This is a genomic window from Streptomyces flavovariabilis (assembly GCF_000725785.1).
Taxonomy (GTDB): Bacteria; Actinomycetota; Actinomycetes; order Streptomycetales; family Streptomycetaceae; genus Streptomyces; species Streptomyces hawaiiensis.
Genome location: NZ_JNXD01000006.1, coordinates 96,894 through 120,468, shown reverse-complemented (window position 1 = coordinate 120,468; position 23,575 = coordinate 96,894). Strand labels below are relative to the sequence as shown.

Here is a 23,575-nt window from a genome sequence, read left to right as displayed (position 1 = left end):
AGCGCCGATTTTAACGGCCGGGCCGCTCAGGGGTTCACGGCCGCCACCAGGACGCTTCCGGAGGTGCGCGCCACGACGAACGCCCGCCCCCTGACGGCTTTCGCGTCGAGGGCGACGCGGTGGCGGCCCGGTTCGAGGACGCCGTCGAAGATCGCGTGGGTGTGGGGGCGGGAGAGCCGGTCGAGGCGGTAGGCGGTGAGGGTGACGCGGCAGGCGGAGGTGACCTCGACGTCCGCGCTGCCGTCGGCGGCGGTGAGGCCGATGAGGCGGCGCCGGCCGGCCGGGCTGCGGTCCAGGGCGTGTTCGATCTGCGCGACGAGGAGCGGGACGATCGGGGCGAGGCCGTCGACGTGGGCGACGGGGACCCCGGCGCGTTCGAAGGCGCGGCGGACGGCGGCACGTTCCTGCTCGCCGGTCGCGTGGCCGAAGGCGACGGCGCCGTAACCGCGGAGTTCGTCGGGGGATACGCCGTCGGCGTGCTGGGCGATGTCGGCGCCGACGCCGATGGTGCGTAAGGCCGCGGCCAGCTTGGCGAGGACGGCGACGCGGGCGCCGATCAGCAGGACGCGGCGCCGGGGATCGGGCGCGGAGCCGTTCAGCAGGGCGCCGAGCGCCGTCCGGTACTCGGCGCCGCGGAAGCGGAACGGGCCGATGCCGTGGTAGCCGTTGCGCTCCAGATCGGCGTGTTCGTCGGTCTGCCAGGCGAAGTCCCGCCAGATGAAGTCCTCGCCGTCGCTCTGGATGACGGCGGTGACGGCTCCGCAGGCGAGGTCCTCGCACTCGGGGCAGCCGTAGACGACGTAGCGGCCGCCGGGCAGCGGGGCCGCGCTCTCCAGGAGCAGGCTGCGGACCTGCGCGGTGAAGATCGACGGTGGGACGTCGGAGGCGAGCGGGGAGACCGCGTCGAGGTCGGAGAGCTGGAACAGCAGCGGGCGTCCGTCGACGATGAAGTCCACGAAGTCCCGGTGGACCTGGTAACCACCGTCGTTGAGGACTCCCCCGGCCCGCATGGCGGGTGCCAGGCCGAAGGTCGCGTACTCGGCACACATGCTGTGAGTATCCCCACACTGCGCGTGATATGAGCACGGCATGACACATTCCGCTACGGTCCCGGCATGACGAGCGCGTTGAGTGGCGAGATCGTAGTGGTCGGGGGCGGGGTGGTCGGGCTGACGACCGCCCTGGTTCTCGCGGAGCAGGGGCGGCGGGTAAGGGTGTGGACGCGGGACGCCGTCGAGGCGACCACCTCCGCCGTTGCGGGTGCGCTGTGGTGGCCGTACCGGATCGAGCCGGTCGCGACGGCGCGCGTGTGGGCGCTGCGGTCGCTCGAGGTGTACGAGGAGCTGGCGGCGGGGGCCGGGCGGACCGGCGTACGCATGGCCGAAGGGGTACTGGGCGAGACCCGCCTCGACGAGGCCGACGGGTGGCTGAGGGGCCGGGTGCCGGGGCTGAGGGCGTCCACGGCCGGGGAGTACGCCGGGACGGGCGTCCGGGCACGGCTGCCGCTCATCGACATGCCCGCTCATCTGCCGTGGCTGCGGGAGCGGTTCGTGGCGGCGGGCGGCGTGGTCGAGACGCGTACGGTGTCCGACTTCGCCGAGGTGGACGCGCCGGTGGTGGTCAACTGCGCGGGGCTTGCGGCGCGGGAGCTGGTGCCGGATCCCTCCGTGCGGCCCGTGCGCGGGCAGCTGGTCGTCGTGGAGAACCCGGGGATCGACACCTGGCTGGTCACCACCGACGCCGCCGGGGAGCACGCGTACCTGTTCCCGCAGCCGGGCGGGCTCGTCCTCGGCGGTACCTCCGAGGAGGACGTGTGGTCGCTGGAGCCCGACCCCGCGGCGGCCGAGGCGATCATCCGCCGCTGTACGGTGCTCAGGCCGGAGATCGCCGGGGCCCGCGTGCTGGAGCACCGGGTCGGGCTGCGGCCCACCCGACCGTCGGTCCGGCTGGAGCGCGACGCCCTGCCGGACGGGCGGCTCCTGGTGCACAACTACGGCCACGGGGGCGCGGGCGTCACCGTGGCGTGGGGGTGTGCACAGGAAGCGGCCCGGCTGGTCTCCGGCTGAGGGGCGCGCGACACCGTCCTCACGCGGCAAGGGCGGCCCGGGTCGCAGAACCCGGGCCGCCCGCTGCCGTGCGGATCAGTGCTTGCCGATCGGGTCTCCCTCCACATCCGGGCCGCGGCCCGGGCCGACGCGGAACTCGAAGTCGCCGTCGTACTTCTCGTGGCCTGCCATGACCGCCATTTCGACGGCTTCGGAGCCCATCTGCTCACGCACGATCACCGGGTCGCGGCGAAGGTCGCGCATGAGGGCGACGCACATGAAGATCATCACGATGACGAACGGCGCCGCCGCGAGGATCGTGAGGTTCTGCAGGCCGGTCAGCGCGTCGCCCTGTCCGCTGCCGACGAGCAGCATGATGGCGGCCACCGCACCGGTGAGCACGCCCCAGAACACCACCACGAAGCGGCCGGGTTCGAGCGCGCCCTTCTGCGACAGGGTGCCCATGACGATCGAGGCGGCGTCGGCGCCCGAGACGAAGAAGATGCCGACGAGGATCATCACCAGCAGGCTCGTGGCGGTGGCGATGGGGAACTGCTGGAGCACGCCGAAGAGCTGGCCCTCCGGGGTCGCCTCCTTGCTGAGCTGCCCGTCCTCCTGCATCTTCATCGCCGAGCCGCCGAAGATCGCGAACCAGACCAGGCTGACCGTGCTGGGCACGAGGATGACACCGCCGACGAACTGGCGGATCGTGCGGCCCCGGCTGATGCGGGCGATGAACATGCCGACGAACGGCGTCCAGGAGATCCACCACGCCCAGTAGAAGACCGTCCAGCTGCTCAGCCAGTCGGCGACACCCTCGCCGCCGCTCGCCTCGGTCCGGCCGGCCAGCTGGGGCAGGTCGCCGAGGTAGGCGAAGACGGACGTGGGCAGCAGGTCGAGGACGATGATGGTCGGGCCCGCCACGAACACGAACAGGGCGAGCACCAGCGCCAGCACCATGTTCGTGTTGGACAGCCACTGGATGCCCTTCTCCACACCGGAGATCGCCGACGCGACGAAGGCCAGGGTCAGCACCGCGATGATCGTGACGAGCAGCCCGGTGCTCACCTTGTCCATCCACTTCAGCTCCTGCACACCGGAGCCGATCTGAAGCGCGCCGAGACCCAGGGAGGCGGCGGAGCCGAACACGGTCGCGATGATCGCGAGGATGTCGATGGCCCGGCCGATCCCGCCGTTGGCGTTCTTCCTGCCGATGAGCGGGGTGAAGACGGCGCTGATGGTCTGCCGGCGCCGCCTGCGGAAGGTGCTGTAGGCGATGGCGAGGCCGACCACCGCGTAGATCGCCCAGGGGTGGAGCGTCCAGTGGAACAGGGTGGTGGCCATGGCCGTCTCCATGCGATCGCCGGAGTCGGCCGGGTTGGTGCCCGGCGGGGGCGTGCCGTAGTGCGACAGCGGCTCGCTCACGCCGTAGAACATCAGACCGATGCCCATGCCCGCGCTGAACATCATCGCGACCCAGGACACCGTGCGGAACTCGGGCTCCTCGCCCTCCGTGCCGAGATGGATACGGCCGTAGCGGCTGATCGCGAGCCAGAGGGCGAAGACGACGAAGCCGGAGGCGGCGAGCATGAACGCCCAGCCGCCGTTGTGCATCAGCCCGCCGAGCATGGTGGTTGAGACGTCCGTGAGCGAGTCGGTCGCTGCCGCGCCCCAGACCACGAAGGCGAGGGTGAGCGCCGCCGTGACGCCGAAGACGATGCGGTCGGTCTGCGGCCGGTCCTGACCGGGCAGGCCCGCTTCCGACCCCGGAAGCGCGGCTCCCTCGGGGGAGTCCTTGTCGCTTGGTCGTTCTTGCGTCACTGGCGGCACCTTTCATCGGGAAATGCAGGGGAGGACGTAGGTCCTCCGTAACGCTGCTACCACGTGTGGCGCAATTTCACCCCTCTCAACATGCGGTTTCGGATGAACCTCCGGTCAGGCGGTACTCGGCCCGGTCGTCGAGCAGCAGCGGCACGAGTGCCCGCAGGGGCTGTCGCAGGGGCACGAGCACCCCCTTGCCGTCCTTGCGTACACGCACACCGTGCAGCGCGAGCTCGTCGCCCACCTCGGCGTACTGAGCTGCGGTGAGCCGGTAGCCGCAGGGCGGGTTCTGGATGATTTCAGCCGGTTCGGGCGGGTCGTTGTCGGCGCCGCCGACGTAGACGGGGCCGGTGGTGGCGTGGCCGGCGAGCCGGGCCCTGGCCGTCGCGGTCTCGATCCGGCCGCGGCGCTGGTCGGTGTATCCGAACAGACCCTTGAGGGCGTCGAGTTGGGAGGTGACCCGGCGGCGGTTGTTCAGGGCCTCGTCCGCCTTCTCCGCCTCGGTGAGCGGGTCCACGCGGCTCTCGATGAGCAGCCCGACAGAGTGCTTCACACCGGACATGTTGCGCAGAATGCGCTCCTGTCCGTCCCCGGCGACCTGCTTGACCGGCTCACCGGTCTCGGGGTCCGTCCAGATGCCGTAGGTGCCGGTGGAGTGGCCGGCCCGCCCGGCGGTGGGCCGGACGTACGACTCGGACAGGGTCTGGGCCTCGTCGTGGACCGCCTCGTGGGTGTTGAGGTTGCGCGGCCACAGGTCGAAGAGGTCCTTGTCGTAGTACGGCGGGGTGGCTCCGTACTCGTGCAGGTCGTAGACGATGTCGGGGCGCTGGTCGCGGATGAGGGCGGCCAGGGCGCGGCCCTCGGCGGTCTTCAGGGCGAGGTGGTCGCGGTTGATGTCGACGCCGTCGCTGTTGCCGCGGGTGTTCGCGGCCCGGCCGTCGGGGTTGGCGGTGGGCACGACCAGGACCGTGGTGCGGTCCAGGAAGCGCCGGGTGCGGCTGTCGCGGGCGTACGCGAGGTCGCGGACGGTGGTCAGGCAGGCCTCGCGGCCGGAGGGTTCGTCGCCGTGCTGGCTGCAGACGAGCAGCACCTTGTTGGAGCTCGGGCGGTTGCCGATCCGCACCAGTTGGAGCGGGCGGTCCTGCTTCGTGGTGCCGAAGCGGGTCAGGGAGACGCGGGCACCGGACCGGTCGACGGCCTTGAGGAAGTCCTGCTCCTCGGGCTGGGTGGTCCAGCGGGCGCCGTCCGACTGCTCGAAGCCGGTGCGCGGCGGGGAGTCGGTGGCCGCCTGGGCCGGTGCGGCGACCAGGGAGGCCGTGAGGGCCGCGCCGGCCAGGATCAGGGCGGGGACGCGGGTGGTGTCTCGGGTCACTGGTTCGCCTCCGGGACGCGGTGCGTGGTGCGCGGTTCCCGTACGCCGTCCAGGACCGTGGCGTCGGGGGTGGCGGACGCGGCATCGGTGGTGGCGCGGGCGAAGGCGGCGGCTCCGCCGACGAAGGGGACGCGCGCAGAGGTGCGGGAGAGGTCGAGCGTGAGTGCCGGCCTGTCGGAGGGAGGGTCGATGAGGCCCTGGTCGGTGCCCGCGACGATCAGCGCCAGGCGGTGGCCCTTGGGCACGACGTGGTCGGTCGCCGCCAGGTCGAGGGTGATCGTGTACCGCTTGCCCGGAGTGAGCGGGGTGCCCCTGTGGTCCGAGGCGTGGTTGCCGAGGTCGGCCCAGCCGCGGCTGACGACCGTGTAGTCGACGTCTGCGGTCTTCGCCTTGGTCTCCTTGAAGCAGGAGCTGTCGCCGGTGGTGCTCGCGCCCCAGCAGGTGCGGTCGGTGAGGGTGGTGATGCCTTCGCCGGCGTCGGCGTAGTCGCGGATGCGGGCGGGGCCGATGTCCACGAGGACGGCGGAGAGGTGGGCCGTCGGGGTGGAGGGCGTCGCGGTGACGGTGACCTCGGAGGAGCCGGACAGGCGCAGGTCGCGGGTGAGCGGCCCGGTGGCGAACCCGGCCTTCTCCGGTGTCGGCTTGTCGAGGTGCGCGGCCCAGTCGGTCTCGCTCAGCTTCGGGTCGTCGGTGATGCTCTCGGTGCCGTGGCCGCGGTGCAGGCCGAGGGTGCCGACGCCGGCCTGGTCGCCCCGGTCGGGGCGCAGGGTGGCGGCCCGGGTGCCGCTCGGCGGCCAGACCTCGGAGGTGGTCCACCGGTCGGGCCCGCGTTCGATGTCGGCCATGGGTTCGCGGTCGATGCCGTTGTCGTAGCCCATGAGTTCGTGGTCGAACCAGCGGTGCAGCGTCTCGACCCATGGCCCGCGCCGGAAGTCGAAGGGGTCGACGTGGCCGGTCTGCGACAGCCAGATCTTGCGCTCGACGCCGTTCTTCGCGAGGGCGTCCCACCACTGGCCGACGTGCTTCATGCGGACGTTGAGGTCCTGCATGCCGTGGATGAGGAAGACGCTGGCCTTGACCTTGCGCGCGGCCTTCACGTAGTCGCGCTCGGTCCACAGCGGGGTCCAGTCGCCGGTGCGCGGGGCGCCGTCGACGAGTTTCTGCTGGACGGCTCCGCACTTGGCGCGGGCGTCGGGGCTGTCGACGTAGTCGGACAGCCACTCGGGGCCGGAGTCGTAGAGGGGGGCGCCCTGCTGGAAGTAGTAGTCGTACCAGGAGGAGATGGCGCTGATCGGGACGATGGTCTTGAGGCCTTTGACGCCGGTGGCGGCGACGCCGTTGGCGATGGTGCCGTCCCAGCTCTTGCCGATCATGCCGGTGCGGCCGTTGGTCCAGCCGGCCTGGGCACGGGTGGTGCCGGTGCGGCTCGTGTAGGCCTTGGCGCGGCCGTTCAGCCAGTCGACGACGGCCTTCGCGGACCGGATGTCGGAGCGGCCGCCGACGTCGACGCAGCCGTCGGAGCGGTTGGTTCCGGCCAGGTCCACGCCGACGAAGGCGTAGCCGCGCGGGACGAAGTAGTTGTCGTAGTACAGCGGCATCTGTGCGACACGGCCCTGCGCGTCGTACGTCTTCTTCTGGCTCTCGTTGCCGCGCCCGCAGCAGGAGTAGTACGGGCTGGCGTCCATGATGACGGGGACCTTGCGGCCCTGACGGGCGGTTTCGCGGGGGCGGACGATGTCGACGGCGACCCGGTCGGTCCTGCCGTCGCGGTCGCCGTCGAGTCCGGTGTCCACCCAGACGGCCTCGCGGATGGCGTTCTCGTAGGAGTAGACGGGCTCGCTCCCGCGCGGGGCGGCCTGTGCGGCCGCCGGGGTGAGCAGTGTGGCCAAGAGGGCGGCCGTGGCCGCCGTCGCGAGCGGTCTCCAGGTCGTGAAGCGCGTGCGTTTCGGCATGCGCCGGACGCTACATCGGTGAACTCCTGTTCAGAAGAGGGCAGCTGACGGACCGGCGTGTCCGGAGGGACCTCCGGGGCGGGTGTCTCATGTCGGCCGAATGGCGATCGTGTGACAGCAGGGGCCATGGACATGATCAGGGGCACAGGGAGTCAATAGGCTCCGGACAGAGTTCGAACGACCTCGGGACCCTACGACTTGGAGCCTTGCGTGCACCGCAGAATCATCGCGCCGGGAGCCCTGGCAGCGGCCGTTCTCCTGCTGGCGATCCCGGCATCGGCCGCCCCCCGCTCCCCCGGCGCGCCGGGTATTGGCGACCCCTACTACCCGGCTTACGGCAACGGCGGATACGACGTCTCCCACTACGACCTCCGGCTGAAGTACCAGCCGGCCACGGACGAGCTGGAGGGCACGGCGACCCTGGTGGCCCGCGCCACGCAGGACCTGTCGAGCTTCAACCTGGACTTCCTGCTGGACGTCGGCGAGGTGCGCGTCAACGGCGCGAAGGCGTCGTTCCGGACTTCGGGCGAACACGAGCTGGAGATCACGCCGAAGAGCACGCTGTCCAAGGGCGCGTCCGTCACGGTCGTCGTGCGCTACCGCGGGGTGCCGTCGTCGAAGAAGGCCTACGGCTTCACCAGCTGGCACCGCACTGCGGACGGGGGCGTCGCGGCGAACGAGCCCGAGGCGGCGGCGTGGTGGTTCCCGAGCAACGACCACCCGCTCGACAAGGCCACCTACGACGTGTCCGTGCTGGTCCCGGACGGCACCCAGGCCATCTCCAACGGCACGCTCCAGTCGACGAGTTCACGGCTCGGCTGGACCCGGTGGAACTGGCGTTCCAGCAAGCCGCAGGCCACGTACCTCGCCACGCTCGCGGTCGGGAAGTTCGACATCACGACCGGCACGACGGAGGGCGGCATTCCGGTCCTCAACGCCTACAGCAAGGATCTCGGCGCCCATGCCGGGGCGGCGCGGGCGAGCATCGAACGGACCGGGGAGATCGCGGACTGGCTGGCCGAGTACTTCGGGCCGTACCCGTACAACGCGCTCGGCGGGTACGTGCCGAACACGAACACCGGGTACGCGCTGGAGACCCAGACCCGGCCGTTCTACAGCCCGCGGCAGTTCGCCAACGGCTCGAACGTGTCCGTCGTCGTCCATGAGCTGGCCCACCAGTGGTATGGCGACGACGTGTCGCTCAACGGCTGGAAGGACATCTGGATCAACGAGGGGTTCGCGCGGTACGCGCAGTGGCTGTGGTCCGAGCACGAGGGCGAGGGCACGGCGCAGGAACTCGCCGACTACGTGTACGCCTCGCATCCGGCCGACGACCCGTTCTGGACGGTGAAGCCCGGGGATCCCGGCCCGGAGAACCAGTTCGACATCGCGGTCTACGACCGTGGCGCACTGGCCGTGCAGGCGCTGCGCAACAAGATCGGCGACGAGGCGTTCTTCACCATCCTGAAGGGCTGGCCGTCCAAGTACGCCCACGGCAACGCGTCGGTGGCGGACTTCCAGCGGTACGCGGAGGAGGTCTCGGGCAAGCCGCTGGCCGCCCTCTTCGACACGTGGCTGTTCCAGCCGTCGAAGCCGGGGGTGCCGGCGGCCCGGGCCGCCGCCGTGGCGAAGGCGCCGGGGGTGGTCGAGCAGCCCAGGTCGTGGAAGAAGATCGCGGCGACGAACGGGGTGCACGAGCACGGGGAGCACGGGCACGGGGAGCGCGAACAGGAGCGCTGACGGACCTGTCCTGCACGGGACTTCGGTCGCCGGAGGCGGGCAACGGGCGAAGGCGGTAGTGCTCGGATCCGGACAACCTGGCAGCGGGTGACGGCGGTACTGCCCGGCCCCGGGCGGCGGCGCCTGGCAGCGGGCGACGGGCGGTGCGGCTCGGCCCCGGACAACCTGGCAGCGGGTGACACCGGAACTGCCCGGGTCCGGGCTGCCCGGCCGCACTTGGCGCCGGCGCCGGGGGCCGCCTCGCTCGGTGCACGGGGCCGGGCCCGCTTGCGTCCGGCAGCCCGATCCTCCGGGCTGCCGGGGGTGCGGCTCACTGCCGCAGGCGCCCCGGGCCGCTCGGCTGCGGGCGGTCGTGCCGCTGTGGCGACACGGGTGGGTGCAGCGGCACCCCGCTGCACCGGGCGGCCCCGGGCGCCAGGTATGCCGAGCCCAGCACCTGTCCCCTCTGCTCGATCGCACGCACGGGCGCGCTTCCTCCTGCGCCTCGCACTACGGTGGATCAGTGCGCCGGGCGCGTCGGTCCGGCGGCGTTGTCGGGCCGATCGAGGAGCCGGCGTTGCGGAACCTGGCGATCGTGGAGGCACCGTCCGTGCTCGGGCTGCGCCCCACCGGTGTCGAGGACCTGCCGGCGGCGCTCCTCGGGGCCGGGCTGGCCGAGGGGCTCGGGGCGGTGCACGGGGGCCGGGTCGAGCCACCCCCGTACGACCCGGAGCGGGATCCGGGGACGGGAGTTCTGAACCCGGGCGGCATCGCCGCGTACTCCGTGGCGCTGGCCGACGTCGTGGGCGAGGTCCTCGACCGGGGCCGGTTCCCCGTCGTGCTCGGCGGCGACTGCAGCGTGCTGCTCGGCAACCTGCTCGCGCTGCGCCGCCGCGACCGGCACGGGCTGCTCTTCCTGGACGGGCACAGCGACTTCTACCAGCCGTCGGCGGAGCCGGCCGGCGAGGTCGCCTCCATGGAACTCGCCCTGGCCACCGGGCGCGGCCCCCGCGTGCTGGCCGACCTGGAGGGCCGGGGCCCGCTCGTGCGGGACGAGGACGTGGTCGCCCTGGGGTTCCGGGACGCGGAGGAATCCGCGGCGTGCGGGATGCAGCCGCTGCCGACCGCGCTGCACGCGCTGGAACTGGACACGGCGCGCGCCCTGGGCGCGGCCGAGGCGGCCCGGCGCGCCGTCGGGCTGCTGACCGGCGGCGCGGACGCCGGGTACTGGATCCATCTCGACGTCGACGTCCTGGACGACGCGGTCATGCCGGCCGTCGACTACCGGCAGCCGGACGGTCTGACCTGGCAGGAGCTGGAGACCGTGCTGCGCACGGCCCTGTCCGGCGGCGGTGCCGTCGGCCTGACCGTCACGATCTTCAACCCCCGGTTGGATCCCGGCGGCACCCTCGCGCGGGACCTGTGCGGTTGCCTGGTGCGGGCCTTCGACAGCCAGGGCTGAGTTCCGATGCCGTTGCGGACACGGGCGAGCACCTCGCCGCCCTGCGCCGACGCTACGGTGGCGTCACCCGGGCATGCGCGTCCCCCGAGATGACGCCACCGTGTGGCCCTGACCCGCTACTTCGTCAGCTGCGACAGCTCCTGGTCCGCCGTCTGCGAGACCCGGCGGCGGACGCCGAACCAGCCGGCGACCAGCATGACCGCGATCGCCGGGATGAGCAGGAGGGTCTTGCGGCCGACCTCGGGGTCGTTCCACATCATGCCGAGGCAGGCCAGCAGGAAGACGATCGTGGTGATCTCCGTGACCGGGCTGGCGGGGAGGCGGAAGGAGGGGCGGGTGACCTGGCCGGCCTTGGCGCGGCGGACGAAGACCAGGTGGCAGACCATGATGATCACCCAGGTGCTGATGATGCCGAGGGAGGCCACGTTCAGCACGATCTCGAAGGCCTGGGCGGGCACGAGGAAGTTCAGGCCGACGCCGAGCACGCACACCGCGCAGGTCAGCAGGATGCCGCCGTAGGGGACCTGGCTGCGGTTCATGCGGGCGGTGAACTTGGGGGCGGAGCCCGCCATCGCCATGGAGCGCAGGATGCGGCCCGTGGAGTACAGGCCGGAGTTGAGGGAGGACATGGCGGCGGTCAGGACCACCAGGTTCATCACGTCGCCCGCGGCCGGGATGCCGATCTTCGACAGCACCGTGACGAAGGGGCTCTGGTCGGCCGAGTAGACCGAACCCGGCAGGAGCAGGGCGAGCAGGACGACGGAGCCGACGTAGAAGAGGCCCACCCGCCACATGATCGAGTTCACCGCGCGCGGGACGACCTTCTGCGGCTCGGCGGTCTCACCCGCGGCGACACCGACCAGCTCCAGCGCGGCGTACGCGAAGATCACGCCCTGCATGACCAGGACGACCGGCATCATGCCGTGCGGGAAGACTCCTCCGTTGTCGGTGATGACGCTCAGGCCCGGCGTCTGGCCGCCCACCTCGTGCTGGGTGGCGAGCAGGAAGATGCCGATGAACATGAAGCCGATCAGCGTGGCGACCTTGATGATCGCGAACCAGAACTCCATCTCGCCGAAGTACTTCACCGAGATCAGGTTCACGGCCAGCACCACCGCGAGGGCGACCAGCGCGAGCACCCACTGCGGGATGTCGGTGAACAGGCTCCAGTAGTGCGTGTAGAGCGCGATCGCGGTGATGTCGGCGATGCCGGTGGTCGACCAGTTCAGGAAGTACATCCAGCCGGCGACGTACGCGCCCTTCTCGCCGAGGAACTCGCGCGCGTACGACACGAAGGAGCCCGAGGACGGGCGGTAGAGCACGAGCTCACCGAGGGCCCGGACCACGAAGAAGGCGAAGATGCCGCAGACCAGGTAGGCGATCGCCAGCGCCGGTCCCGCGTTGTGGAGGCGGCCGCCCGCGCCCAGGAAGAGCCCGGTGCCGATCGCGCCTCCGATGGCGATCATGTTGACGTGGCGGGCCTTGAGGTCCTTGCTGTAGCCGGCGTCACCCGCGTCCGCGGGCACTGCGGCCGCATCGGTACGCGGCGTGGCCGCAGCCGTGTTCACGGCGTCCTTGCTCACGGTGGATCCACTCTCTGGTGCGCCCGAGCGGGTCGCGCTCGGCTTCCGGACGTACATAAGGTCTGCGCCCTCGGTAAAGGCGCAGACCAAGGGGCCACCTTCCCCCACGCTGCGCGGCTCACGCGGTGGCATACGTCACAGAGCGCTCCTTCTCACACAGTCGTCCCCCCGGTGGCCGGAGGTTTCACAGCACTGGTGAGACAGCGATACTGCTGCACATGACGACCGACGCCGAGGAGCCGACCCTCACGATCGACGAGCTGGCCGCCCGGGCCGGTGTCACGGTGCGCACGGTCCGCTTCTACTGCACGAAGGGTCTGCTGGCGCCGCCGGTGCTCGGTCCGCGGCGCGTCGGGCACTACGGGCGCGATCATCTGGCGCGGCTCGCGCTGATCGAGGAGTTGCAGCAGCAGGGCATGACGCTGGCCGGCATCGAGCGCTACCTCCGGCAGCTGCCGCCGGACCTGAGCGCGCACGACCTCGCCATCCACCGGGCCGTGGTGGCCTCCTGGGCGCCGGAGAGCGTCGAGACGGTGACGCGCGCGGAGCTGGAGCGTCGGGCCGGACTGCCGCTGGGCGACGAGGACGTCGAACGGCTCGTCGCCATGGGCGTGGTCCGGCCCGCGGACGGCGCGTACGAGGCCGACCTCGGTCTGCTCCGGCTCGGCGCCGGGCTGCTGGACGTGCCGCTCTCCCAGGAGGCGATCTTCGCGGCGCGCAAGGTCCTCGTCGAACACACGCGCGCCGCGGCCCGGGAGCTGTCCCAGCTCTTCCGCGGTGAGGTGGCGGAGCGTGACGCACGGGACGTGCGCTCCTTGTCGGCGCACATGCACCCCCTGGTGGTGCAGGCGCTCCTCACCGCTTTTCAGCGGTCGCTGAAGGAAGAGCTGGGCGAGTGGCTCACCGGGCCTTCGGGCTCCGGCGGATCAGGCGCGGACTGAGTCGCTGAACCGCTCCCCCTTCTCCGCCTTCTCCACCAGCAGCGCGGGCGGCGTGAAGCGCTCCCCGTACTGCTCGGCGAGTTCACGCGCGCGTGCCACGAATCCGGGCAGGCCGCCCTCGTAGCCGTTGATGTACTGGAGCACGCCGCCGGTCCAGCCCGGGAAGCCGATGCCGAAGATGGAGCCGATGTTGGCGTCGGCGACGGAGGTCAGCACGCCCTCCTCCAGCAGCCGGACGGTGTCCAGCGCCTCGGAGAACAGCATCCGCTCCTGCATGTCCCGGAACGGGATCCGGTACCCGGGCTTGGTGTAGTGCTCGCGCAGTCCGGGCCAGAGCCCGGCGCGCTTGCCGTCGTCGCCGTAGTCGTAGAAGCCGGCGCCGCCGCTGCGGCCGGTGCGGCCGAACTCGTCGACCATGCGGTCGACGACGGCCTCGGCGGGGTGGGCCGTCCAGGTGCCGCCGGCCTCCTCGACCGCCCGCTTCGACTCGGCCCGGATCTTGCGGGGCAGGGTCAGCGTCAGTTCGTCCATCAGGGACAGCACCTTGGCCGGGTAGCCGGCCTGGGCGGCGGCCTGCTCGACCGAGGCCGGCTCGATGCCCTCGCCGACCATGGCGACGCCCTCGTTGATGAAGTGGCCGATGACGCGGGAGGTGAAGAAGCCGCGCGAGTCGTTGACGACGATCGGCGTCTTGTTGATCTGCCGGACCAGGTCGAAGGCGCGCGCCAGGGCCTCCTCGCCGCTGCGCTCGCCCTTGATGATCTCGACGAGCGGCATCTTGTCCACGGGCGAGAAGAAGTGCAGGCCGATGAAGTCGCCCTGGCGCTCGACGCCTTCGGCGAGGGTGGTGATGGGCAGGGTGGAGGTGTTGGAGCACAGCAGCGCGTCGGGCTCCACGACGTGCTGGATCTCCTGGAACACCTTGTGCTTGAGCGACGTGTCCTCGAAGACGGCCTCGATGACGGCGTCGCAGCCGGCCAGGTCCTGGACCTCGGCGGTGGGGGTGATGCGGGCGAGCAGCACGTCGGCCTTGTCCTGGGTCGTACGGCCCTTGGCGACGGCCTTGGCGCACAGCTTCTCGGAGTAGCCCTTGCCCTTGAGAGCCGCCTCCAGGGAGACGTCCTTCAGGACGACGTCGATGCCGGCGCGGGCGCAGGAGTAGGCGATGCCCGCGCCCATCATCCCGGCGCCGAGGACGGCGACCTTGCGGACCTTGCGGGGCTCGACGCCCTGGGGGCGGTTGGCCCCGGAGTTGACGGCCTGGAGGTCGAAGAAGAACGCCTGGATCATGTTCTTCGAGGTCTGGCCGGCCGCGAGGTCCACGAAGTAGCGGGCCTCGATGACCTGCGCGGTCTCGAAGTCGACCTGGGAACCTTCGACGGCGGCGGCCAGGATGTTGCGCGGCGCCGGGTAGGGGGCACCGTTCGTCTGCTTGCGCAGGCCGGCCGGGAAGGCGGGCAGGTTCGCGGCGAACTTGGGGCTGGCCGGTGTGCCGCCCGGGATGCGGTAGCCCGGCTTGTCCCAGGGCTGCTGGGAATCGGGGTGGGCGTCGATGAAGGCGCGGGCCTTGGCCAGCATGTCCTCCGGGCTGTCGGCCACCTCGTCGACGAGGCCGTTCTCCAGGGCGCGGCGGGGGGTGTACTGGGTGCCCTGGAGGAGGACCTTCAGCAGCGCGTCGGCGATACCGAGCATGCGGACGGTGCGGACGACGCCGCCACCTCCGGGGAGCAGGCCGAGGGTGACCTCGGGGCAGCCGATCTTGGAGCCGGGCGCTTCGAGGGCGACGCGGTGGTGGCAGGCCAGGGCGATCTCGTAACCGCCGCCGAGGGCCGCGCCGTTGAGGGCGGCAACGACCGGCTTGCCGAGGGTCTCGATGCGGCGCAGGTTCCGCTTGATCGCCATGCCGCCGTCGAACAGCTCCTGGGCCGTCTCGGGCGTGACGCGGATCAGGTCGCGCAGGTCGCCGCCGGCGAAGAAGGTCTTCTTCGCGGAGGTGATGATGACGCCCCGGATGGAGTCCTTCTCGGCCTCCAGGCGGTCGGTGACGACGGCGAGGGAGTCGCGGAACGCCTGGTTCATGGTGTTCGCGGACTGGTTCGGGTCGTCGATGACCAGGGTGACGAGGCCGGTGCGGTCCTGTTCCCAGCGGATGGTGGTGGACTCAGTGCTCATGTGGAGGTGCTCCGTGTGATCCGTCGGGAGGGGGTCAGATGCGCTCGACGATCGTGGCGACGCCCATGCCGCCGCCGACGCACAGCGTGGCGAGGCCGTAGCGCTTGTCCTGGCGCTCGAGTTCGTCGACGAGGGTGCCGAGGATCATCGCGCCGGTCGCGCCGAGGGGGTGGCCGAGGGCGATGGCGCCGCCGTTGACGTTGACCTTGTCCAGGGACAGGCCCATGTCCTTCACGAAGCGCAGCACGACCGCCGCGAACGCCTCGTTGATCTCGACGAGGTCGATGTCGTCGATGGTCAGTCCGGCCTTGGCGAGGGCCTTGCGGGTGGCCGGGGCGGGGCCGGTGAGCATGATGGTGGGCTCGGAGCCGGAGACGGCGGCGGAGACGATCCGCGCGCGGGGCGTGAGGCCGTAGCGCTCGCCGACCTCCCTGGAGCCGATCGCGACGAGCGAGGCGCCGTCGACGATGCCGCTGGAGTTGCCCGCGTGGTGGACGTGGTCGATCTTCTCCACCCAGTGGTACTGCTGGAGCGCCACCGCGTCGAAGCCGCCGAGTTCGCCGATGTCCGCGAAGGACGGCTTCAGCTTCGCGAGGGAGTCGGCGGTGGTGCCGGGGCGCGGGTGCTCGTCGTGGTCGAGGACGACGAGGCCGCTGCGGTCCTTGACCGGGACGACGGACCTGTCGAAGCGGCCGTCCTTCATGGCGGTGGCGGCCCGCTCCTGGGAGAGGGCGGCGTACTCGTCGACGTCGCGCCGGGAGAAGCCCTCGATGGTGGCGATGAGGTCGGCGCCGATGCCCTGCGGCACGAAGTTGACGTCGAGGTTGGTCATCGGGTCGTTGAACCAGGCGCCGCCGTCGGAGGCCATCGGCACGCGGGACATCGACTCGACGCCGCCGGCGAGGACGAGGTCCTCCCAGCCGGAACGGACCTTCGCGGCGGCCAGGTTGACGGCCTCCAGGCCCGAGGCACAGAAGCGGTTCTCCTGCACGCCGGCGACGGTGTCGGGCAGGCCCGCGGCGATGGCGGCGATCCGGGCGATGTCGGAGCCCTGGTCGCCGACCGGGCCGACCACGCCGAGGACGATGTCGTCGACGGCGGCCGGGTCGAGGTCCGGGAAGCGGGCGCGGATCTCGTGGATGAGTCCGACGACCAGGTCGATGGGCTTGGTGCCGTGCAGGGCGCCGTTCGCCTTGCCGCGCCCGCGCGGGGTGCGGATCGCGTCGTACACATACGCTTCGGTGCTCACGAGGAGGCCTTTCACTGAGGGTTTCGGGACGACGGGAGCAGCCCGGGGACGTCCCAGTCCCGGGCGACGTCCGCGGTGTCGGCGCCCGGCCGGGCCGGGCCGGTGCGGACGGAGGTCGGGGTCGCGGAGAAGCGGGGGGCCGGGGCGGGCTGGGTGATGCCGCCGTGATCGGTGAAGGTGCCGCGGGCGGCCAGGTGCGGGTGGTGCGGAGCCTCGCGCAGCGACAGCACGGGCGCCACGCAGGCGTCGGAGCCGTCGAAGACGGCCGTCCACTCGTCCCTGGTACGGCTCTTGAAGCGGGCGGCGACTTCCTCGCGCAGTTCGTCCCAGCGGGCGATGTCCTTGCGCGCGGCGGCCTGGTCCTCGACGCCGAGGAGGGCGAGGAACTCCGCGTAGAACTGCGGCTCCAGGGCGCCGACGGCCATGTACCGGCCGTCCGCCGTCTCGTACGTGCCGTAGTACGGACAGCCCCCGTCCAGGAGGTTGGCGCCGCGACGGTCCTGCCAGCCGCCGGCGGCGAGCATGCCGTGGATCATCGTGGCGAGATGGGCGGTGCCGTCGACGATGGCGGCGTCCACGACCTGGCCGGTGCCGGTCGCGCGCGCGTGGTTCAGGGCGGCGAGGACGCCGACGACGAGATAGAGGGAGCCGCCCGCGTAGTCGCCGAGCAGGTTGGCCGGAACCGCCGGCGGTTCGTCCGGACGGCCGATCATGCCGAGGGTGCCGGTGGGGGCGATGTAGGCGATGTCGTGCCCGGCGCGCTGCGCGAGCGGGCCGTCCTGGCCCCAGCCGGTCATCCTGCCGTAGACGAGACGCGGATTGCGGGCGTGGCAGGGCTCGGGGCCGACGCCGAGGCGCTCCGCGACGCCGGGCCGGTTGCCCTCGACGAGGATGTCCGCGCGGGCCGCGAGGTCGAGCACCTGCTCCGGGCCGCCCGGGGCCTTCAGGTCGACGACCACCGAGCGCTTGTTGCGGTTGGTGACGTCGCAGGCCGGGTCGATCGCGAGTCCGGGGCCGCCGGGACGGTCCACGCGCACGACGTCGGCGCCGAGGTCGGCCAGGAGCATGGCGGCGAACGGGCCGGGTCCGATGCCGGCCAGCTCGACGACGCGCACGCCGGAGAGCGGGCCGTGTCCTGGCGTCCTTGCCGTGGTCATCCAGCCCCCAGTGCTGTGACACATCTGATGTAACACCAGTGATGCTAAGAACGCGTTCCACTCGGCACAAGACCTGAACGAGCAAGCGCTTAGCAATCTGCCGGACGGGGTCAGCTCCCGTCCAGCTCCGCTATCAGCCGCTTCGGTGCGATCACCCGGTAGCTCTCCTCCACCCAGTCGCAGAGCACCTCCGCGGCGGGGGCGTCCTGCTGTTCCAGGGGGATGCTCACCCAGCCGGCCTTGCCCAGGCCGTATCCGGCGGGTTCGGCGCCGGGGCTGGCCAGGGCGTGGGCGTGGGCCGTCTCGTCCTTGAGCTTCACCGTCACCCCCAGGGGGTAACTGCCGTCCTCGACGCCGAGGAAGACGAACACCTTCTTGTCGACCTTCGCGACGGACTCGCCCCAGGGGAATTCCTCGACGGCACCCGGCAGCCCCAGCGCGAACGCGCGCACTTTCTCCCACTTCTTCAGGGCATTCCTGGGCACGGCCATCGTCGTCCTCCGGGCTCGTCGTCGGGCTCCGCACTCCTCACGCTAGCTTCGGCCACCGACAGCGGCACGGGCTGCACGACCGAGGGGTGTCATGAGCAGGCAAAACAGGACGGACCGTCCGTACGACATCGTGCTCTTCGGAGCGACCAGTTTCGCCGGGGCGCTCGCCGCGGAGTATCTGGCCGCCCATGCCCCCGAGGGGCTGCGCTGGGCCATCGCGGGCCGCAACGCCGAGAAGCTGGAGCGGCTGCGGGAGCGACTGCCCGCGGACACCGAGGTGGGGGTGGTGCGGGCGGACGTCTCCGACCCGGCCTCGCTCCGCGACCTCGCCGGGCAGGCGCGCGTGGTGGCCACGACCGTCGGCCCGTACGTGAGTTACGGCGAGGAGCTCGTCGCCGCCTGCGCGGACGCCGGGACCGACTACCTGGACCTCTGCGGCGAGCCGGAGTTCGTCGACCTGACGTACGTCCGGCACGACGCACGCGCGCGGGAGACCGGGGCGCGACTGGTGCACGCCGCCGGGTTCGACTCGATCCCGCACGACCTGGGCGTGTACTTCACCGTGCAGCAGCTGCCGCAGGACGTGCCGCTGAGCATCGAGGGCTTCGTGACCGCCGACGGGGCGTTCTCGGGCGGGACCTTCGCCTCCGCGCTCAACCAGTTCGCGCGGCAGCGGGAGATGGCGGCGGCCGTGCGGGACCGGCGGCGGCACGAGCCGCGGCTGGTGGGCCGGCGGGCGTCGGCGCCGCTCGGTGCGCCCCGGTTCGCCAAGGAGGTCGGCGCGTGGGCGCTGCCGATGCCGACCATCGACCCGCAGATCGTGCGGCGCTCGGCGTCGGCCCTCGACCGGTACGGGCCCGACTTCACCTACCGGCAGTACGCGGCCGTCCGGCATCTGCCGGTCGCCGTGGGCGGGGTCGCGGCGGTCGGCGCGCTGGTCGCGGCGGCCCAGGTGCCGTCCGCGCGGCGCTGGTTGTCGGACCGGCTGAAGCCCGGCGACGGGCCGAGCCCCGAGAAGCGGGCGAAGAGCTGGTTCTCGGTGCGCTTCGTGGGCGAAGGCGGCGGCAAGCGGGTGTACACGGAGGTCGCGGGCGGCGATCCCGGCTACGACGAGACGGCCAAGATGTTCGCCGAGTCGGCGCTCTGCCTGGCCTTCGACGATCTTCCGAAGACGGCGGGTCAGGTCACCACCGCGGTGGCGATGGGCAACGCGCTCATCGACCGGCTACGCGCGGCGGGCATCCGCTTCCGCGTCGCATCGGCCCGCTGAAGTCCTACAGCGGCCACTCGGTGATGGTGTAGATCATCCCGGCGATCCAGCCGAGCCCCGCCAGCACGGCGAGGATCAGCCCTATGGTGACGGCCCGCTCGACGGTCTGGGTCGGGCCGGCAACAGGCTTGGGAGCACGGTGCGTTGTCATGCGCCCCAGCCTGCCGACGCACGGTGCGGGCGGACATCCGTACGGGTACTCAGAACCGGTACTCAGAACCGCCACCCGGAACCCGTACTCAGAACCGGCACCCGGATCGTGCCGCGCCGTGCCGCCGGTCAGGCCGATCCGGTCTCGCGCAGGGCCTTCCGGCACAGCGCGTCCGCCCTGCGCGTGGTCTCGGGGAGGCGGTAGGCGGGAGTCAGCGCGAGGGTGTGCGCGCAGGCGTTGTCCAGCGTCGTCCGGTGGCCGACCGAGACGAAGACCGGCTTGACGGCGTCCCGGGTGCGCAGGGCCCGGCCGACCTCCTCGGAGCCGGCGAGCAGCGCGGAGGCGCTGCCGCGCGGGGTGCCCGGGTCGTCGTGGGTGAAGGTGAACGGGTTCTTGGCGACGCCGATCGTGGGCAGGCCGGTCAGGACACCGAGGTGGCTGGCGAGGCCGAAGCGGCGGGGGTGGGCGAGGCCGTAGCCGTCGCAGACGACCAGGCCGGGAGGGCAGGGCAGGGCGTCGAGGGCGGCGAGCACCGTGGGGAGCTCGCGGAAGGCCAGCAGCCCGGGCACGTAGGGAAAGGAGACCCGGCCTACCGCCGTGGCCTCGGCGACGACCTCGAGACTCGACGCGTCCAGCACGACCGCGGCCGCCGCGACGACATCCCGCTCGTCGTCGTACGCGACGTCGACCCCGGTCACGTGCCCCGTTCCGGGCGGCGGCCCCGGCTGGTCGAGGATCACTCGCTCGCGCAGTTCGTCCTGGACGGCGCGGGCCTGTTCCGCGGCCGTGGGCCAGTTCTCGGGGATGCGTACGGTCGTCATGGTGGCCCCGAGCCTACGGGCCGTGCGAAGACCGGCAGGACCAGGGAGTCCTGCCGGCCTCGGGAAGCGTTCGCCTCACTTGCCCAGCGCGCGCTGCAGCTGGCCCTTGTTCATGCTGGAACGGCCCTCGACGCCCTTGCGCTTGGCCTCCTGGTACAGCTGGTCGTAGGTGGGCCCCTGGGAGCCCTGCCCCGACCGCTGGCCGCCGCGCTTGCCGGACGACATGTCCTTGGTGGAGGTGCGGCTGGCCGTCTTCGACTCGCCGGAGCGGGCGCGTTCCTTGTTCACCGTCCGCGCGGCGATCTCCTTGGCGCGGCCGGTGCTCTCGCCCCGGTCCTGCGCACTGTCCTTGATGTGCTCGTACTGGCGCTCCCGCTTGGAGCTCGAACCGCGTGGCATTCTCGCTCACTTCCTTTCACGATCAGTGAACGAGTACCCACCCTGCCAACGATCAGGGCACCCCGCATGCTCAGTGCTCCAGGCGGGCAACGCGGCCCTTCTCACCGGCGGCCCAGCACCCGTGGTCCGGGGTGCAGTCGACGGTGTCGTAGGAGCCCGTGTCGACGGTCCGCCAGGTGCGGCCGGCGTCCGTGGTGAGGTCCGTGCCGGTGGGGCCGACGGCGAGGGCGGCGGTGCGGCTGTGCGGGAGCCAGGCGATGCCGGAGCGGTAGGCGGGCGGAGGCGTGGCAGCGGGGCGCCAGGTGCGGCCGCCGTCGGAGGTGCGTGCGGCGGCCTGCGGTGAGGGCTGGCCGGGGCGGAAGTCGCCGCCGGCGGCGAGGCCGTGGGTGCGGTCGCGGAAGGCGAGCGCGAAGACGCCGCGGGCCGGGTCGCCCGCCGGGAGGGGCGTGTCGGTGGCCGTCCAGGTGCGTCCGCGGTCGGCGGAGTGCAGCACACGCGCGCGTGCGGCCCCGCCGGTGGCGAGCCAGACGTCCTTCGGCCCGGACGTCACCAGGCACTGGCCACTCGCCGCGAATCCGGCCTCGCCCTGCTGCGCGGCCGGCATGCCCTCGCTCGGCAGCACCTTCCAGGTACGGCCGCCGTCGCCGGTCGACAGGATGCGGAACTTCCCGTCCACCGGGTCACTCATCGCGAGTCCGCGGCGGTGGTCGAAGAAGGCCATGCAGTCGTAGAACGCCCGGGGGTCGGTGTTGCGGAAGGACTCCGTCCAGGTCACTCCGCCGTCGTCGGTGCGGTAGACGCGGGACGCCTCGCCCTCGCCGATGGCCAGGACCACGGCCCGGCGCGCGTCGAACGCCTCGACGTCCCGGAACTGCAACTCCCCCGCGCCGGACGGCGAGACGTTCCGCCAGGTCGCCCCGCCGTCCGTGGTGCGCAGCACGGTGCCGCCGGTCCCCGCGGTCCAGGCGGTGTCCCGGCTGACGGCCGCGAGACCCCGGAACCGCGCCTCCGGGGTGCCGGTGTCCTTGAGTTCCCAGTGCGGCAGCCGGCGCTCCGGTTCGTGTGCCTGTGCCGGTACGGCGGTCAGGGCCGCCAGTACCGCCGCGCAGGCCGCCATCGCGGTCGCCCCGCTGCCTGTCCGTCCCGTCCGTCGCGTGCTCCCCAAGCGCCTCATGGCGGGGGAAATTAGCCGACCCCCCGGGTGGCGTCCAGATGGCCTCTCCCGTGCTCGGGTTGGGCCGGTGGGCGCCACATGTGCCCTGCGGGGCACACGAGGAGAGCCACGTCACTCTGATGCATGAACGCGGTGACGGAGGTCACTCGCACTTCGTGTGCACGGATTGGCTGATTCCGTCGTCTCTTCCCATGCCCGGCCTCATCCGCCCGGACGTGTCCGTCCAGCCGTCACAAGGGAGCAAGGCGTTGTCCATCGTCATCGAGCAGCCTGTGGAGGCCCGCCTCGTCGCCGCCGCGCCGCGTATGCCGAGCATTCCCGCGACGCTGCACTACGACCGGCGTGATCCTTTCGCCGTCCGCATGACCTTCCCCGCCCCGGCCACGCTGGAGGGCGTCGAGGTCTGCTGGACCTTCTCCCGCGAGCTGCTCGCCGCGGGCCAGAAGAACGCCGAGGGGCACGGCGACGTGCGCGTGCGGCCCTACGGCTACGACCGCACCGTACTGGAGTTCCACGCGCCCGAGGGCACCGCAGTGGTCCACGTCCGCTCGAGCGAGATCCGCCGGTTCCTCGAGGCCACGAGCGAACTCGTGCCGGTCGGGCTGGAGCACCTGCAGCTGGATCTGGACCACGGTCTCGCCGAGCTGATGCGAGACGCGTGCTGAGCCGACGGGACCGCACCAGGTGGGCGTTGACCTCGCCGTGGCCGAGCGCGTCCGGCGCCCCGTAGGTCCCCCGGCCCAGCAGCTCCCGGGCGGCCCGGCGGACCAGAGCGTGGGCGGCCCGGGCCGCCGCTGAAATCCGCGACGCCCAGGGCGGCCGGCTCGGCGACCGGGGGTGCGCCGGGGCCTGCCGTGACGCTCAGCCGCCAGGAATCCGACAGGGTGGCCGGCCGAGGCCGCACCGGTCGACGGAGCCCACACGGCCGGTGTCATGGAGAGGTCGCCACCGCGGTTCCCGCGGTCACCGCCCTGGTCACCTCGCGCACGATGGTGTCCAGCCCGGGCGTCGCCGCTCCGGCCCGTTCGGTCAGTTCCGCGGCGCGCTGTCCGGGAGTGCTGTCGCCGAGGAGGCCGGCCGCGGCGGCGAGGACGGCGACCGCCGCGTCCCGCTCGGAGATCTCGGCGACCGGCAGCGGCCCGCGGAGGACCTGCCGTGTCTCCTCCCGCAGCGCCTCCACGACAGCTCCACGCTCCACCGCGTACTCCACGGACGGGAACACGCCGAGGACCCGTCTCTTCTCCGCCCGCAGATACCCCTCGGCCACCAGCTGCTCCCGCACCGCGTCGAAGGTCACCCGCGACCGCAGCGTCACCCAGGTCCGCCACGGGTGCGGGCACGACTCGCGGACGAGTTCGAGCAGCCCGTCGAGGACCGCGTCACCCGAGCTAGCATCCAGGTCGACCGGTGTGGCGATGCCGTCCTCGTCGGTGAGCAGGCCGCGCCGGGCCAGCTCGACGAGGGCACCGGCCCGCACCGGGCCGGGCCGGTGGGCGGTACCGCCGGCCGCCGGTCGCGCGGCGTCCCAGGCCAGCAGGCAGAGCCGGGCCGGCAGCGAGAGCGGGCCGTTGGGCACGGGGCCTCCTCAAGGCGGGAAGATCGAGTTGCACGTTAATCCGTTGACAGGCTCAGAGCGCCTTCGTACGGTGTGAAGCGTCCCTGTTGCCGCCGATTGGAGAAGGACGTTGCTCGTCTGAGGTCCTGAGACACCGCGTCACACCCGTCCGGTGTGCGCTGCGTGCGACCTCGGCGTTCGAGCCGTCCTCCTGGTGCAGGGTTTTTTCACGTCCGTGACG

At 72.0% G+C, this 23,575-nt stretch carries 20 protein-coding genes; 6 read left to right on the top strand and 14 right to left on the bottom strand.

Annotated elements, in window-relative coordinates; all coding sequences use genetic code 11:
- Window positions 1-26 precede the first annotated feature (26 nt).
- The gene (locus IO24_RS0112740; protein ID WP_031135105.1) at window positions 27-1,049 is read right to left on the bottom strand and encodes a hypothetical protein; all 1,023 of its coding nucleotides are present in this window, start codon (window positions 1,047-1,049) and stop codon (window positions 27-29) included.
- Between the two features lie 66 nt (window positions 1,050-1,115).
- On the opposite strand from IO24_RS0112740, the gene IO24_RS0112735 reads away from it, so the two are divergent.
- A complete protein-coding gene (locus IO24_RS0112735; RefSeq protein ID WP_031135103.1) occupies window positions 1,116-2,066 on the top strand; it encodes an NAD(P)/FAD-dependent oxidoreductase in 951 nt (316 codons plus the stop codon).
- A gap of 75 nt (window positions 2,067-2,141) precedes the next feature.
- On the opposite strand, the gene IO24_RS0112730 is transcribed toward IO24_RS0112735, so the two are convergent.
- The 3 genes from IO24_RS0112730 to IO24_RS0112720 form a co-directional block, all read right to left on the bottom strand.
- The gene (locus IO24_RS0112730; protein WP_031135101.1) at window positions 2,142-3,866 is read right to left on the bottom strand and encodes a BCCT family transporter; all 1,725 of its coding nucleotides are present in this window, start codon (window positions 3,864-3,866) and stop codon (window positions 2,142-2,144) included.
- An 85-nt stretch (window positions 3,867-3,951) separates the two neighbouring features.
- Window positions 3,952-5,238: a M14 family metallopeptidase gene (locus tag IO24_RS0112725; protein WP_031135099.1), complete on the bottom strand. Its 1,287-nt coding sequence runs from the start codon at window positions 5,236-5,238 to the stop codon at window positions 3,952-3,954.
- A complete protein-coding gene (locus IO24_RS0112720; RefSeq protein ID WP_031135097.1) occupies window positions 5,235-7,190 on the bottom strand; it encodes a Xaa-Pro dipeptidyl-peptidase in 1,956 nt (651 codons plus the stop codon). Before IO24_RS0112720 ends, IO24_RS0112725 begins: the two co-directional genes overlap by 4 nt.
- Before the next feature lie 210 nt (window positions 7,191-7,400).
- Between IO24_RS0112720 and IO24_RS0112715 the strand changes: the two genes are divergently transcribed.
- Both IO24_RS0112715 and IO24_RS0112710 read left to right on the top strand, forming a co-directional pair.
- Window positions 7,401-8,930: a M1 family metallopeptidase gene (locus IO24_RS0112715; protein WP_031135096.1), complete on the top strand. Its 1,530-nt coding sequence runs from the start codon at window positions 7,401-7,403 to the stop codon at window positions 8,928-8,930.
- Window positions 8,931-9,486: 556 nt separating this feature from the next.
- Window positions 9,487-10,371, top strand: a complete 885-nt coding sequence (locus tag IO24_RS0112710; RefSeq protein ID WP_031135095.1) for an arginase family protein — start codon at window positions 9,487-9,489, stop codon at window positions 10,369-10,371.
- 116 nt (window positions 10,372-10,487) lie between these two features.
- Here IO24_RS0112710 and IO24_RS0112705 read toward each other — a convergent pair whose 3' ends face one another.
- Complete coding sequence (locus IO24_RS0112705) at window positions 10,488-11,954, bottom strand: amino acid permease (protein ID WP_031135093.1); 1,467 nt, start codon at window positions 11,952-11,954, stop codon at window positions 10,488-10,490.
- Window positions 11,955-12,172: 218 nt separating this feature from the next.
- Here IO24_RS0112705 and IO24_RS0112700 point away from each other — a divergent pair, with 218 nt between their 5' ends.
- Window positions 12,173-12,895: a MerR family transcriptional regulator gene (locus IO24_RS0112700; RefSeq protein ID WP_031135092.1), complete on the top strand. Its 723-nt coding sequence runs from the start codon at window positions 12,173-12,175 to the stop codon at window positions 12,893-12,895.
- Here the strand turns inward: IO24_RS0112700 and IO24_RS0112695 are convergent.
- From IO24_RS0112695 to IO24_RS0112680, 4 genes are all read right to left on the bottom strand, one after another.
- Window positions 12,881-15,067, bottom strand: coding sequence for a 3-hydroxyacyl-CoA dehydrogenase NAD-binding domain-containing protein (locus tag IO24_RS0112695; protein WP_031135089.1), 2,187 nt, complete (start codon window positions 15,065-15,067; stop codon window positions 12,881-12,883). The two genes, IO24_RS0112700 and IO24_RS0112695, sit on opposite strands and share 15 nt — an antisense overlap.
- A 34-nt stretch (window positions 15,068-15,101) precedes the next feature.
- The gene (locus IO24_RS0112690) at window positions 15,102-16,316 is read right to left on the bottom strand and encodes an acetyl-CoA C-acetyltransferase (protein WP_031135087.1); all 1,215 of its coding nucleotides are present in this window, start codon (window positions 16,314-16,316) and stop codon (window positions 15,102-15,104) included.
- A gap of 11 nt (window positions 16,317-16,327) precedes the next feature.
- Window positions 16,328-17,473: a CaiB/BaiF CoA transferase family protein gene (locus IO24_RS0112685; protein WP_031135085.1), complete on the bottom strand. Its 1,146-nt coding sequence runs from the start codon at window positions 17,471-17,473 to the stop codon at window positions 16,328-16,330.
- Window positions 17,474-17,583: 110 nt separating this feature from the next.
- The gene (locus IO24_RS0112680) at window positions 17,584-17,964 is read right to left on the bottom strand and encodes an MmcQ/YjbR family DNA-binding protein (RefSeq protein WP_031135083.1); all 381 of its coding nucleotides are present in this window, start codon (window positions 17,962-17,964) and stop codon (window positions 17,584-17,586) included.
- Window positions 17,965-18,055: 91 nt separating this feature from the next.
- On the opposite strand from IO24_RS0112680, the gene IO24_RS0112675 reads away from it, so the two are divergent.
- Complete coding sequence (locus IO24_RS0112675) at window positions 18,056-19,234, top strand: saccharopine dehydrogenase family protein (RefSeq protein WP_031135081.1); 1,179 nt, start codon at window positions 18,056-18,058, stop codon at window positions 19,232-19,234.
- A gap of 4 nt (window positions 19,235-19,238) precedes the next feature.
- Here the strand turns inward: IO24_RS0112675 and mmpA are convergent, their stop codons facing one another.
- The 4 genes from mmpA to IO24_RS0112655 form a co-directional block, all read right to left on the bottom strand.
- On the bottom strand, window positions 19,239-19,385 hold the full coding sequence (gene mmpA, locus IO24_RS45625) for a morphogenic membrane protein MmpA (RefSeq protein ID WP_167551606.1): 147 nt from the start codon (window positions 19,383-19,385) through the stop codon (window positions 19,239-19,241).
- A 128-nt stretch (window positions 19,386-19,513) separates the two neighbouring features.
- Window positions 19,514-20,206: an endonuclease V gene (locus IO24_RS0112665; protein ID WP_031135079.1), complete on the bottom strand. Its 693-nt coding sequence runs from the start codon at window positions 20,204-20,206 to the stop codon at window positions 19,514-19,516.
- A 75-nt stretch (window positions 20,207-20,281) separates the two neighbouring features.
- Window positions 20,282-20,605 carry a hypothetical protein gene (locus IO24_RS0112660; protein ID WP_031135077.1) on the bottom strand — a complete coding sequence of 108 codons (324 nt, stop codon included), beginning with the start codon at window positions 20,603-20,605 and terminating at the stop codon, window positions 20,282-20,284.
- Window positions 20,606-20,675: 70 nt separating this feature from the next.
- Complete coding sequence (locus IO24_RS0112655; RefSeq protein ID WP_031135076.1) at window positions 20,676-21,722, bottom strand: WD40/YVTN/BNR-like repeat-containing protein; 1,047 nt, start codon at window positions 21,720-21,722, stop codon at window positions 20,676-20,678.
- A gap of 305 nt (window positions 21,723-22,027) precedes the next feature.
- On the opposite strand from IO24_RS0112655, the gene ssgD reads away from it, so the two are divergent.
- Complete coding sequence (gene ssgD, locus IO24_RS0112650; protein WP_031135075.1) at window positions 22,028-22,444, top strand: spore wall synthesis regulator SsgD; 417 nt, start codon at window positions 22,028-22,030, stop codon at window positions 22,442-22,444.
- A gap of 266 nt (window positions 22,445-22,710) precedes the next feature.
- Here ssgD and IO24_RS0112645 read toward each other — a convergent pair whose 3' ends face one another.
- Window positions 22,711-23,355, bottom strand: coding sequence for a GOLPH3/VPS74 family protein (locus IO24_RS0112645; protein WP_037667809.1), 645 nt, complete (start codon window positions 23,353-23,355; stop codon window positions 22,711-22,713).
- Between the last annotated feature and the right edge of the window lie 220 nt (window positions 23,356-23,575).

What these genes read in the sequence shown, in the direction of transcription:
- IO24_RS0112655 (WP_031135076.1), bottom strand. Translation starts at nt 21,722, where the DNA reads ATGGCGGCCTGCGCGGCGGTACTGGCGGCCCTGACCGCCGTACCGGCA.
- IO24_RS0112685 (WP_031135085.1), bottom strand. Translation starts at nt 17,473, where the DNA reads ATGACCACGGCAAGGACGCCAGGACACGGCCCGCTCTCCGGCGTGCGC.
- IO24_RS0112680 (WP_031135083.1), bottom strand. Translation starts at nt 17,964, where the DNA reads ATGGCCGTGCCCAGGAATGCCCTGAAGAAGTGGGAGAAAGTGCGCGCG.
- IO24_RS0112665 (WP_031135079.1), bottom strand. Translation starts at nt 20,206, where the DNA reads ATGACGACCGTACGCATCCCCGAGAACTGGCCCACGGCCGCGGAACAG.
- IO24_RS0112700 (WP_031135092.1), top strand. Translation starts at nt 12,173, where the DNA reads ATGACGACCGACGCCGAGGAGCCGACCCTCACGATCGACGAGCTGGCC.
- mmpA (WP_167551606.1), bottom strand. Translation starts at nt 19,385, where the DNA reads ATGACAACGCACCGTGCTCCCAAGCCTGTTGCCGGCCCGACCCAGACC.
- IO24_RS0112675 (WP_031135081.1), top strand. Translation starts at nt 18,056, where the DNA reads ATGAGCAGGCAAAACAGGACGGACCGTCCGTACGACATCGTGCTCTTC.
- IO24_RS0112660 (WP_031135077.1), bottom strand. Translation starts at nt 20,605, where the DNA reads ATGCCACGCGGTTCGAGCTCCAAGCGGGAGCGCCAGTACGAGCACATC.
- IO24_RS0112735 (WP_031135103.1), top strand. Translation starts at nt 1,116, where the DNA reads ATGACGAGCGCGTTGAGTGGCGAGATCGTAGTGGTCGGGGGCGGGGTG.
- IO24_RS0112695 (WP_031135089.1), bottom strand. Translation starts at nt 15,067, where the DNA reads ATGAGCACTGAGTCCACCACCATCCGCTGGGAACAGGACCGCACCGGC.
- IO24_RS0112720 (WP_031135097.1), bottom strand. Translation starts at nt 7,190, where the DNA reads ATGCCGAAACGCACGCGCTTCACGACCTGGAGACCGCTCGCGACGGCG.
- IO24_RS0112740 (WP_031135105.1), bottom strand. Translation starts at nt 1,049, where the DNA reads ATGTGTGCCGAGTACGCGACCTTCGGCCTGGCACCCGCCATGCGGGCC.